General features: G+C 69.7%; 10 protein-coding genes, 1 tRNA gene and 2 pseudogenes. 7 read left to right on the top strand and 6 right to left on the bottom strand.

Annotated features, from left to right (window positions below; translation table 11 throughout):
* The first annotated feature begins 6 nt into the window (after positions 1–6).
* The 4 genes from efeB (at position 7) to ACZ562_RS06465 (ending at position 4,935) form a co-directional block, all read left to right on the top strand.
* Positions 7–1,305 carry an iron uptake transporter deferrochelatase/peroxidase subunit gene (efeB, locus tag ACZ562_RS06480; protein WP_471174501.1) on the top strand — a complete coding sequence of 433 codons (1,299 nt, stop codon included), beginning with the start codon at positions 7–9 and terminating at the stop codon, positions 1,303–1,305.
* Between the two features lie 70 nt (positions 1,306–1,375).
* A complete protein-coding gene (gene pheA, locus ACZ562_RS06475) occupies positions 1,376–2,308 on the top strand; it encodes a prephenate dehydratase (RefSeq protein WP_471174499.1) in 933 nt (310 codons plus the stop codon).
* Positions 2,309–2,857: 549 nt separating this feature from the next.
* Positions 2,858–4,135 (top strand): serine--tRNA ligase, encoded by a 1,278-nt coding sequence (gene serS, locus ACZ562_RS06470; protein ID WP_471174497.1) that lies wholly within the window; start codon positions 2,858–2,860, stop codon positions 4,133–4,135.
* A complete protein-coding gene (locus ACZ562_RS06465; RefSeq protein ID WP_471174495.1) occupies positions 4,132–4,935 on the top strand; it encodes an HAD family hydrolase in 804 nt (267 codons plus the stop codon). The genes serS and ACZ562_RS06465 overlap by 4 nt, the downstream gene beginning before the upstream one ends.
* Before the next feature lie 39 nt (positions 4,936–4,974).
* On the opposite strand, the gene ACZ562_RS06460 is transcribed toward ACZ562_RS06465, so the two are convergent.
* The 6 genes from ACZ562_RS06460 to ACZ562_RS06435 form a co-directional block, all read right to left on the bottom strand.
* A tRNA-Ser gene (locus ACZ562_RS06460) sits at positions 4,975–5,059 on the bottom strand.
* Positions 5,060–5,323: 264 nt separating this feature from the next.
* Positions 5,324–5,563 (bottom strand): SGM_3592 family protein, encoded by a 240-nt coding sequence (locus tag ACZ562_RS06455; RefSeq protein ID WP_471174493.1) that lies wholly within the window; start codon positions 5,561–5,563, stop codon positions 5,324–5,326.
* A 108-nt stretch (positions 5,564–5,671) separates the two neighbouring features.
* The gene (locus ACZ562_RS06450) at positions 5,672–6,391 is read right to left on the bottom strand and encodes an ABC transporter permease subunit (RefSeq protein WP_471174492.1); all 720 of its coding nucleotides are present in this window, start codon (positions 6,389–6,391) and stop codon (positions 5,672–5,674) included.
* Between the two features lie 10 nt (positions 6,392–6,401).
* Complete coding sequence (locus ACZ562_RS06445; protein WP_471174491.1) at positions 6,402–7,313, bottom strand: ABC transporter ATP-binding protein; 912 nt, start codon at positions 7,311–7,313, stop codon at positions 6,402–6,404.
* The gene (locus ACZ562_RS06440) at positions 7,310–8,227 is read right to left on the bottom strand and encodes an ABC transporter permease (protein ID WP_471174490.1); all 918 of its coding nucleotides are present in this window, start codon (positions 8,225–8,227) and stop codon (positions 7,310–7,312) included. Before ACZ562_RS06440 ends, ACZ562_RS06445 begins: the two co-directional genes overlap by 4 nt.
* Complete coding sequence (locus tag ACZ562_RS06435) at positions 8,217–9,188, bottom strand: ABC transporter ATP-binding protein (RefSeq protein ID WP_471174803.1); 972 nt, start codon at positions 9,186–9,188, stop codon at positions 8,217–8,219. Before ACZ562_RS06435 ends, ACZ562_RS06440 begins: the two co-directional genes overlap by 11 nt.
* A gap of 408 nt (positions 9,189–9,596) precedes the next feature.
* Between ACZ562_RS06435 and ACZ562_RS06430 the strand changes: the two are divergent.
* The 3 genes and pseudogenes from ACZ562_RS06430 to ACZ562_RS06420 all read left to right on the top strand — a co-directional run.
* Positions 9,597–9,994: pseudogene (locus tag ACZ562_RS06430) on the top strand (SDR family NAD(P)-dependent oxidoreductase); the annotation flags it as partial.
* Between the two features lie 272 nt (positions 9,995–10,266).
* Positions 10,267–10,815, top strand: coding sequence for an RNA 2'-phosphotransferase (locus tag ACZ562_RS06425; RefSeq protein WP_471174489.1), 549 nt, complete (start codon positions 10,267–10,269; stop codon positions 10,813–10,815).
* Between the two features lie 25 nt (positions 10,816–10,840).
* Positions 10,841–11,285: pseudogene (locus tag ACZ562_RS06420) on the top strand (hypothetical protein).
* Positions 11,286–11,327: the final 42 nt, after the last annotated feature.

Genomic DNA, 11,327 nt, shown 5'->3' with positions numbered 1-11,327 from the left:
CGCACCATGGCTGACCAGTCCATTCCGGAGGTCCGGACCTCCGAGACGCCCCCTCGGGAAGGCGTTTCCGCACAGGCCCCCTCCGCGGAGGGACTCTCGCGGCGCAGGCTGCTGAGCACCGCCGGTGCCACCGGGCTCGTGCTCGGCGCGGCCGGCGGGGCGGCGGGATACGCCGCCCAGCCCGCCGAGGCCACGCCGCTCACCTCGGTGGGCTCCGGCCAGGTGATGTTTCACGGGAAACATCAGCCCGGGATCACCGAGGGCCTCCAGGCTCGCGGCCACCTCGTCGCCTTCGACCTTGCGGCCGGCGCCGGCCGCAAGGAGGCGGCCGCCCTGCTGCGCCGCTGGTCGGAAACGGCCCGGCGGCTGATGGCCGGCGAGGCGACCGCGCACGACGACACCGGTGTCGCCCGGGACTCCGGCCCCTCCTCACTGACCATCACGTTCGGCTTCGGCCACAGCTTCTTCTCCCGGACCGGCCTGGAGAAGCAGCGCCCGGACTCCCTCGACCCGCTGCCCGACTTCTCCTCCGACCACCTCGACAAGACGCGCAGCAACGGCGACCTGTGGGCGCAGATCGGCGCCAACGACGCGCTGGTCGCCTTCCACGCCCTGCGCGCGATCCAGAAGGACGCCGGCGGCGCGGCCCGCGTCCGCTGGCAGATGAACGGCTTCAACCGCTCGCCCGGCGCCACCGCGCATCCCATGACGGCCCGCAACCTCATGGGCCAGCTGGACGGCACCCGCAATCCGAAGCCGGCCGACGCCGACTTCGACGAGCGGATCTTCGTCCCGGCCTCGGGTTCGGCCGACCCGGCGTGGATGGCGAACGGCTCCTACGCCGTCGTACGCCGCATCCGCATGCTTCTCGACGACTGGGAGAAGCTCTCGACGACGGCCCAGGAGAACGTCATCGGGCGCCGCAAGGCCGACGGGGCGGCGCTGTCCGGCGGCACCGAGACCACCGAGATGGACCTGGAGAAGACGGACGCCAAGGGCAACCTCGTGGTCCCGGTCGACGCCCACGCCCGCATCACGCGCCCCGACCAGAACGGCGGCGCGGCGATGCTCCGCCGCCCGTTCTCCTATCACGACGGCATCGACAACGACGGAGTCCCCGACGCGGGCCTCCTCTTCATCTGCTGGCAGGCCGACCCCCTGCGCGGCTTCGTTCCCGTCCAGCGCAAGCTCGACCGGGGCGACGCGCTCTCGCAGTACGTCCGGCACGAGGCGAGCGGTCTGTTCGCGGTGCCGGGCGGGGCAGCCGAGGGCGAGTACGTGGGGCAGCGGTTGCTGGAGGGGTGAGAGTCACTCGCATGAGGGGCTCTCGTGAGACGCGTGGGCCCCGATTCCGTGGGCCCATTAGGGTGAGGTCATGCCAGCGAGCTATGCGTATCTCGGCCCTGAGGGCACATTCACCGAAGTCGCCCTGCGCACGCTGCCGGAGGCGGCCACCCGGCAGCTGATCCCCTACGTGTCCGTGCAGTCCGCGCTCGACGCGGTGCGGGCAGGCGAGGCCGAGGCCGCGTTCGTGCCGATCGAGAACTCCGTCGAGGGCGGGATCACGACCACCCTCGACGAGCTGGTCGCGGGCGCGCCGCTGATGATCTACCGCGAGGTGCTGCTGTCGATCACCTTCGCGCTGCTGGTCAGGCCCGGCACGAAGCTGTCGGAGATCAAGACGGTCACGGCCCACCCGGCCGCCCAGCCGCAGGTGCGCAACTGGCTCAAGGCGAACCTCCCGGACGCGGTCTGGGAGTCGGCCGCCTCGAACGCGGACGGCGCCCGCCTGGTCCAGGAAGGCCGGTACGACGCGGCCTTCGCGGGCGAGTTCGCCGCCGCCCGCTACGGCCTTGAGGCCCTGGAGACCGGCATCCACGACGCGGAGAACGCCCAGACACGGTTCGTGCTGGTCGGCCGGCCCGCCCGGCCAGCGGCGCCGACCGGCGCGGACAAGACGTCCGTCGTGCTGTGGCAGCGCGACGACCACCCCGGCGGGCTGCGCGACCTCCTCGGCGAGTTCGCCACCCGGGGCATCAACCTGATGCTGCTGCAGTCCCGGCCCACCGGCGCCGGCATCGGCAACTACTGCTTCTGCATCGACGCCGAGGGCCACATCTCCGACCGCCGGGTCGCCGAGGCGCTGACGGGCCTCAAGCGGATCTGCCTCCAGGTGCGGTTCCTCGGCTCGTACCCGCGTGCGGACGTGGGCACGGACGGGGTGCGCGCCGTGCCGCCCGGAACCTCGGACGAGGAGTTCGTGGCGGCGGCGGACTGGGTGGCGCGGTGCCAGGACGGACGTTTCTAGCGGCTTCCAGCCACTCCTACCTGCGGGGGGCAGTTATCCACAGGCGTTGTCCACAGGTTGACCTCCCGGCGCTTCTCGACCTGGGGACAAGTCGACAACTAGGTGCTGTCCGGTCGACAAATCGCTCCAGAGGTCCCCAACTCGTCCACAGTCCCTTGGGTCACTCTTCGTCCACCCGTTTCCTTCGTTCAATCCTTTGGGGCGACGCATTTCCATCCGAAAGTGGGTGCTCAGCGCGTTCGGGACAGGAATTCCTCGCCTTGGACACCTAGCACGGAATGATCATTTCCGAAGTCCACAGATCTTCCGCACAGCCTGTGGATAACTCTCCGGATGGTGCAGACCCCTGTGGACAACCCGGGCCCCAAGTCCCGTTCCCCACAAGGAATTCGAGTCAACCGGACGCGTTCCGCCTGCCCCGTTCCAGGGAGTGAGACACGCTTTATTGACACTGTGAACACTCCAGGCATTTAACCCATAACAGAACGTAAGCCACTGTTGGGAATAGTGAGTCGTGGGCCGTCACCCCGCACCGGTAGCCTTGAGCGCGTGATTGACCTTCGCCTGCTCCGTGAGGACCCCGACCGTGTGCGTGCGTCGCAGCGCGCCCGTGGAGAGGACGTCGCACTCGTCGACGCTCTCCTGTCTGCCGACGAGCGGCGCAGGTCGTCCGGCGTCCGCTTCGACGAGTTGCGTTCCGAGCAGAAGGCGCTCGGCAAGCTCATCCCCAGGGCCTCGGGTGACGAGAAGGCCGAGCTGCTGAAGAAGGCCGGCCGACTGGCCGCCGGCGTCAAGGCGGCCGATGCCGAGCAGACCGAGGCGGACGAGGAGACCAAGCGCCTCCTGCTCCAGCTCGGCAACCTGGTGCACCCCGACGTCCCCGTGGGCGGCGAGGAGGACTTCGTCGTCCTGGAGACGCACGGCACCATCCGCGACTTCGGCGCCGAGGGCTTCGAGCCCAAGGACCACCTGGAACTCGGCGAGGCGCTGGGCGCCATCGACGTCGAGCGCGGCGCCAAGGTGTCCGGCTCCCGCTTCTACTACCTGACGGGCGTCGGCGCCCTCCTCGAACTGGCGCTCGTCAACGCGGCGATCGCGCAGGCCACCGAGGCGGGCTTCATCCCGATGCTCACCCCGGCGCTGGTCCGCCCACGTGCCATGGAGGGCACCGGTTTCCTCGGCCAGGCCGCGGAGAACGTCTACCACCTGGAGAAGGACGACTACTACCTGGTCGGCACCTCCGAGGTCCCGCTCGCGGCGTACCACATGGACGAGATCCTCGACGCCGACCGGCTGCCGCTGCGTTACGCGGGCTTCTCGCCGTGCTTCCGCCGCGAGGCCGGCACCTACGGCAAGGACACGCGGGGCATCTTCCGCGTGCACCAGTTCGACAAGGTCGAGATGTTCTCGTACGTCGCTCCGGAGGACGCCGAGCAGGAGCACAAGCGGCTCCTGGAGTGGGAGAAGCAGTGGCTGACCGGCCTGGAGCTGCCCTTCCAGGTCATCGACGTGGCCACGGGCGACCTGGGCGCGTCGGCGTCGCGCAAGTACGACTGCGAGGCGTGGATCCCGACCCAGGGCAAGTACCGCGAGCTGACCTCGGCCTCCAACTGCGACGGCTTCCAGGCGCGCCGGCTGTCCGTCCGCATGCGCGACGGCAAGAAGGTGCAGCCGCTGGCCACGCTGAACGGCACGCTGTGCGCCGTACCGCGCACCATCGTGGCGATCCTGGAGAACCACCAGCAGGCCGACGGCTCCGTGCGCGTGCCCGAGGTGCTGCGACCGTACCTGGGCGGGCGTGAGGTGCTGGAGCCGGTCGCCAAGTGAGCTCGGGTTTCCCTTTCGGACTCGTCGCCACCGACCTGGACGGAACACTCCTGCGCTCCGACGAGTCGCTCTCGCGGCGCACCCGTGAGGCGCTCGCCGCGGCCACCGCGGCGGGCGCCGCGCACATCGTCGTGACGGGGCGCGCCGTCCCGTGGACCCGGCACATCCTCGACGACCTCGGCTACCGGGGCCTCGCGGTCTGCGGCCAGGGCGCGCAGGTGTACGACGCCGGAGAGCACCGTCTGCTGACGTCGGTGACCCTGGACCGGCAGCTGGCCGGTGTCGCGCTCGCCAAGATCGAGGCGGAAACCGGCCCGCTGTTCCTCGCGGCGAGCCGGGACGGTCTGGACGGCGAGGTGCTGGTCGGGCCCGGTTACGCGGTCACGGGCACACTCCCGGCGACCCCGTTCACGGACGCGTCCGACCTGTGGACCGCGCCGCTGAACAAGCTCTACATCCAGCACGCGACGCTCACGGACGACGAGCTCGCCGAGGTCGCCACACGGGCCGCCGGCGGCTTCGTCACCGTCACCATGGCGGGCGAGGGCATCGTCGAGCTCCTCCCCCTCGGCCTGTCCAAGGCGACGGGACTGTCCTTGGCTGCTCGCCGTCTGGGGCTGAAGGCGGCGGACACGATCGCCTTCGGCGACATGCCCAACGACATCCCGATGTTCGCCTGGGCGTCCCGGGGCGTGGCCATGGCCAACGCCCACGAGGAACTGAAGGCGGTCGCGGACGAGGTGACGTCCTCCAACGAGGAGGACGGGATCGCTGTGGTGCTGGAGCGGTTGCTGGGCTGAGCGCCGAAGTTCCCGCTCGGCGGGGACGCTTCGGTCTTGCGGAGGATGCACGGATCGAACGTGCGCGGGGAGAACCCCGACCGCGGCTTAGCAAGCCGGTGCCTTACCACTCGGCCAATCCTCCGGGAAGGCGGCCCACGCGAACTGATTCGCGTGCTCGAAGCGGCCGCCCGGGCAGCTCCCCGTGCGGGGCGGGCTCGACGGAGGGGTAACTACTCCGGAGTCCGCCGCGGGCTGCCCTGAAGGGAGCTCGGCGTACTGTCGTGCAGGGACATCGCCCAGCTCCTCTCCCCGAACGTGGGCGCCGGTGCGATCCGGCGTCGTGGACACAACCACTGTGCCTGTACGACGAGTTGGCCGCCACTGATTTACGGGCGGCCGCACGTCGCTAACGGCGGCGCCACCTGCGCCGACGCGCCTTGCTGAAGAACCACCCGGCGGGCGGCTCGTCGGAACGCCACGGCTGCGGTACGGGCTCCTCGGCACGCCAGCGCGCGGCGAGCATCCGGGCCCGCGCGGACGGCTCGGCGGTCTCGGCGGACCGGACGAAGTCCTCGTCCAGGACGAGTTCGTCCCACACGTCCCCGGTCCGCCCGCGACCGTCGCTCTCCGGTATCTCGCCTGCCATCCCCGTTCCTCTCAGCCGTGTGTCCCCGTGCGTCCTCGTGCGTCCTCGTGCATCCCGACTGCCCAGTGTGGCCGGACAGAGGTGAAGCCCCCGTCAAGATCCGGCCGCTTACTCCTCGCCCGCCAGCGTCAGCGACCGCAGCTTCTGCCCGGCGTACCAGGTGGCCAGCACGGTGACCGCGGCCAGCAGGACCGTCGCGGTCGTCAGCCCGACGTCCGAGGTCACCAGGTCACCGCCCGCGACCTTGTGGGCGACGGCCAGCGACCACTGCTGGACGCTCAGCGTGCGCGCCCCCGGCACCAAGGAGCCGAACAGGGCTTCCCAGACGAGTGCGTAGACCAGCCCGAAGACCACCGCGTGCCGGGACACCGTGCCCAGCAGGAGGAAGAGCGCCGCGTACGCGATGGAGGAGACCAGCGCCGCCACCGTGTAGGCGACGGCGATCTGCTGGCCGTTGCCGTTGAGGATGAACCCGGCGATCAGCGTCGGCAACGCCGAGAACACCATCGTCACGCCGATCGCGACGATCAGTTTGGTGAAGATGATCGTCGGCCGCTTCAGCGGCTTGGAGAGCAGGTACACCACGGAGCCGTCGTCGATCTCCGGTCCGATCGCGCCCGTGCCTGCGATGACGCCGATGATCGGCACCATCGTGGCGAGCGCCAGCCCGCCCAGCAGGTCCGACGCCGTCTGGTCGTCGGCTCCGGCCAGGCCGCGCACCACCACGGCGATGGCGATCAGCAACAGGGGCAGCGCGCCCAGGATGAGGGCCCGGCGACGGCCGAGCAGGGCCCGGTAGGTGAGCCGGGCGACTGTGGGGTCGTACATCTTCGGCCTCCTACGCGGCGACGAGATACGAGAAGACGGACTCGAGGGACTCGTCGGACGGCGAGACCGTGAGCAGCCGGATGCCGTGGTCCTTGGCGACCCTCGGCAGCAGGGCCGTGAAACGGCCGAAGTCGACGGCCTGGATGCGCAGCGCGCCCTCCGCCAGGTCGACTTCGATGCCGGAGGTCGACGGGTCGGCGATCAGCGCGGCCGCGAGCGCGCGGTCGTCGCTGGAGCGCACCAGGTAGCGGTGCGGACGGTCGGTCATCAGGCGGCGGATTCTGCGGAAGTCGCCGCTGGCCGCGTGCCTGCCCGCGACAACGACCTCGATGTGCCGGGCGAGTTGCTCGACCTCTTCGAGGATGTGGGACGAGAACAGCACCGTGCGGCCCTCGTCTCCCATGCGTCGCAGCAGATCCATGAGCTGCATGCGCTGACGCGGGTCCATGCCGTTGAAGGGCTCGTCGAGCAGCAGCAGCGACGGGGCGTGGACCAGCGCGGACGCCATCTTCACACGCTGCCGCATACCCTTGGAGTAGGTGGCGATCTTCCGGTCCTGCGCGTACTCCATCTCGACCGTGGCCAGTGCCTTCTGGGCGGCCTTGGCGCCCAGACCGTGCAACTCGGCGTTGGCGACGACGAATTCGCGTCCGGTGAGGAAGTCGTACATCGCCTCACGCTCGGGGACGATGCCGATGTGTCTGTAGATGTTCTCGTTGCGCCACACCTGCTGCCCGTCGAGGGTGACGGTGCCGGTGGAGGGGGCGAGGAAGCCGCCCATCATGTTGATGAGGGTGGACTTTCCGGCGCCGTTGGGGCCGAGGAGGCCGGTGACGCCGGGGCCGATCGTCATGGTGATGTCGTTGACGGCGACCACGTTGCCGAACCAGCGCGATACGTGGTCGATGTTGAGCGTGGTCACAGTCCGACCTTTCGGTAGCGGCGCATCAGGAGTCCGTATGCGGCGGCGATGAGGCCCAGGGTGACGAGGACGTACACCGCTCCCTCACCGTTCGTGGGTCCGACGCCGCCGGGGAACGCCGAGCTCGCGCCGAGGAACGCGGACTGCACCCCGTCGATGAGCGTGACGGGCGAGAACAGGCCGATCCAGGCGATGGCTCCGGCGCTGCCCTGCGCATCGGCGATGGCCTGCAGCGTGGAGACCGCCCCGTAGGAGATGGTCAGTACGGCGATCACGGCCGCGATACCGAAGCCGCGGCGCGGCGTGACCGACGCTATGACCAGGCCGAGGCCGGCGAAGAGCAGTGAGAGCAGTGCCACGGAGACGAGTCCCTGCGCGAATCCCTCGGTCTGGCCGGCGAAGTCGAGCTTGGCCAGCAGTGCGCCCACATAGAGCACGAGCAGCGGAGCGGCCGTGAGGACGAACATCGCCGAGGCCAGCGCCGCGTACTTGGCGCGCACGTAGTCGGCGGTCTCGATGGGCCGCGAGAAGTACAGCGGTACGGTCTTGAAGCGCAGGTCCCGCGAGACGGACTGGGGGGCCTGCGAGGCGACGTACAGGCTGATGACGGCCTGCATGACGATCGCGTAGCGCGTGTAGTCGAGGGGGAGTTCCTTCGCCTTGGTGGCGACGGCGACGGCGACCATGATGGCGGCGGGCACGCACATCACCACGAACAGCAGCATCGGCAGCACCTTGGACTTCACCGAGCGGCCGAGGCCGTAGGCGCCGCGCAGGGACTGCGAGTACAGCGAGCGGGTGGCGTAGGAGCGGCCCAGGCGCGGGCCGTCGTAGCCGCGGTAGCCGATGTCGTGGATGCGGGTCTGATCGCCCGACGGTGAGACCGGTGTGTGCAGGGGCTGCTCAACCGCCATGGCCGACCGCCTCCTTCCGCTGCTGCTCGTCGCTGTCCTTGAAGACCTCCGAGATGTGGTGCCGGCGCTGCTCCATGCGGACCAGGCCCAGTCCGAGGTCGGCGACCACGTCACGTACGACGTCGTAGGTCTCCTCGCCCTGCGCGGTGAGCAGCAGGATGTGGCCGGCGCCGGGCAGGCCGCCGCCGTCGTGCACCTCGATCCCGCGCGCGTGGAGCGCGTCGCGCGCCGCGCGGGTGCCGTCCGGGTGCGCGTCGGTGTCGGTGACCTCGATCGCGAGGGTCGTGGTGGTTTGGGTGAAGTCGGTGGTGGAGCTGGAGCGCAGGAGCTTGCCGCCGTCGATGACGACGACGTGGTCGCAGGTGCGCTCCAGTTCGCCGAGCAGGTGCGAGGTGACGAGGACCGAGATGCCGAAGTCGGTGTGGATGCGGCGGATCAGGCCGAGCATCTCGTCGCGGCCGACCGGGTCGAGGCCGTTGGTCGGTTCGTCCAGGAAGACCAGCTGCGGGTCGTGGACGAGGGCCTGGGCGAGCTTCACGCGCTGCTTCATGCCGGTCGAGTAGCCGCCGATGGGGCGGTAGCGCTCCTCGTACAGGCCGACGTGGCGCAGCGTGTCCGCGGTGCGCTCGCGCGCGGCGGTCGGCGGGAGGCCGGACATGCGGGCCATGTGGACGACGAACTCGGTGGCCGAGACGTCGGGCGGCAGGCAGTCGTGTTCCGGCATGTAGCCGACCCGCTCGCGGATGGCGCGGCCCGACGACGGGGCGGCGACATCGAGTCCGAGCACTTCGGCGCGGCCCTCGGTGGCGGGGGACAGACCCAGCAGGATCTTGATCAGTGTGGACTTGCCGGCTCCGTTGGCTCCGACGAGTCCGGTCACACCGGGCCCGACGTCCACGGAGAGCCGGTCAAGCGCGGTCACCCGGGGGAACCGCTTGCTCAGGCTTTCGGTCGCGATCACAGTCACATCCACGACGGTAGTGACGCGGACCACTCCCGTCGTCAGACCGGAGAGCCGTCTCGGAGTCAGACTCCAGGCGTACGGGTCCCTAAGGGTCCCCCTGAGGTCGAACAAAGGCCCCTGATTTTCCACACCGGCATGGTTTTCCACAGCCGGGGCCGTCCTGTTGACGCATCCTCCAACAACTGCCACTTCGCCACTGTCAGGTTACGGACAAGTAGCTTGATCGTTGCGGACAGTGAGGGCGGTGGCATGAGGGAGCGCTGGGTGCGGACCGGCGGGGTCGAGCTGTGCGTGGCCGAGCCGGGAGACCCGGCACAGCCGACGGTCCTGCTCGTGCACGGTTACCCGGACAGCAAGGAGGTGTGGTCGGAGGTGGCCGCACGGCTGGTGGACCGCTTTCACGTCGGCGGACGGATGGCCGAGCGCGGGCAGGGGGGCCACATCGTCAACATCGCGGCGGCGGCGTACCAGCCGTCCAAGTCACTGTCCGCCTACAGCACTTCCAAGGCGGCCGACTGATGCTGAGCGAGTGCCTGCGCGCCGAACTCGCGGGCCGGGGAATCGGTATGAAGGCGATATGCCCCGGAATTGTCGACCCCGGAATCACCTCAGCCACACGCTTCGCGGGCGTCGACGCGGAGGAGGAGAAGCGGCGCCGGAAGCGGGCCACGCGGCTGAGCCCGCTGCGCAACTGCGGTCCGGAAAAGGTCGCTTACGTGATTCTGCGAGCCGTCGCACGGGACGAGACCGTCGCACCGGTCACACCCGAGACCCACGGCGCCCGCCTCCTGTCCCGTCTGGCGGGCATACGAGTTGGTAGTCGAGACCGCAAATTACCGCTGAACTTCCGGCGGTTCACGACTCGTCACCCAACTTGCGTCCTTGGCACGGACTTTGGACCGTACTGGCTCAAATGACCCTGCAACCAAGCGATGTTGGCGAACGGCCTTGCGCTGCAGGGTGGTTGTCCACAGAACCGCCAATTCCCCCTGTGGATAACAGCACTTGGTTGTGGACCAAACATCGGGAGCAAAATCATTCGCGTGATTCACGTCTCCCCAGGCAGGCTGAGAGGATGGATGAAAGACGCACCGTGAAGGTGTCGAAGTACCTCTCGAAGCATCTGCGTCACCAGCCGGAGCGGATCGGGCTGACGCTGGACGCGGGCGGCTGGGTCGAGATCGACGTACTGATCGCAGCGGCCGCCGCGCACGGATTCCGGTTCACGCGCTACGAGCTGAACCACGTGGTCGCCGCCAACGACAAGCGGCGTTTCGCCGTCGAGGGCACCCGGATCCGCGCCAGCCAGGGCCACACCGTCGAGGTCGACCTCGGGCTCCCCCCGGCGACCCCGCCGCCGTACCTCTACCACGGGACCGTGGCCCGCTCCCTGGACGCGATCCGCGCCGAGGGCCTGCGGCCCATGAACAGACACGACGTGCACCTCTCGGCCGACCGCACCACCGCGACCCGCGTCGGAGCCCGCCGGGGCCGTCCCGTCGTGCTGTCAGTGGACGCGGGCGCCATGCACCGCGACGGGCACGTCTTCCACGTGAGCGCGAACGGCGTGTGGCTGACGAAGGCCGTACCGCCGCAGTACCTGCGGTTTCCCGGGCAGCATTGAGCCTCCGTCCGCCACGATCGGCGGTATGGACCACCTCCCCACCACCGAGGCCGCCGTCACCGCTCTCCGCACGATCGCCGCCGAGTACGCGCGTGAGATCGAGGTCACCCACGACATCGTCGCCGACCGGACGTTCCGCCGCAGCGCCGCGGGCGCCGGCGTCACCACGGACCCGGACGGTTGCCTGCCCCACGAGGCGTACGTCGGGTTCGGCGGCCTGCCCCGGGTGAGCGTGCGGCTCTGCCCGGAGGACGACGCTCTGATCACCGTCGAGGGCATCGAGTGCCCCTACAGCCCGCGGCGACGTGCCGGCCTTCCTGCGCTCCGTCTTCGGCGGCCTCGCACACGTCAGGGCCCGCCGCTTCCCGCCCGGCTACTTCCTGATGGTGCCGCTGCCCGGCGACCGTCTGCACAAGGAGTCCATGGCGATGGTCGGCCTCGGCCCGTGGCTGAGCGGCCGCGTGCGATGACCGCCGGTGACCGTTTCACGTGAAACCCGTTCGGCCGCATAC

It is taken from the genome of Streptomyces sp. NPDC040410, from assembly GCF_055595715.1.
The sequence above is the reverse complement of the archived record's forward strand: the minus strand, read 5'-3'. Positions and strand labels throughout refer to the sequence as shown.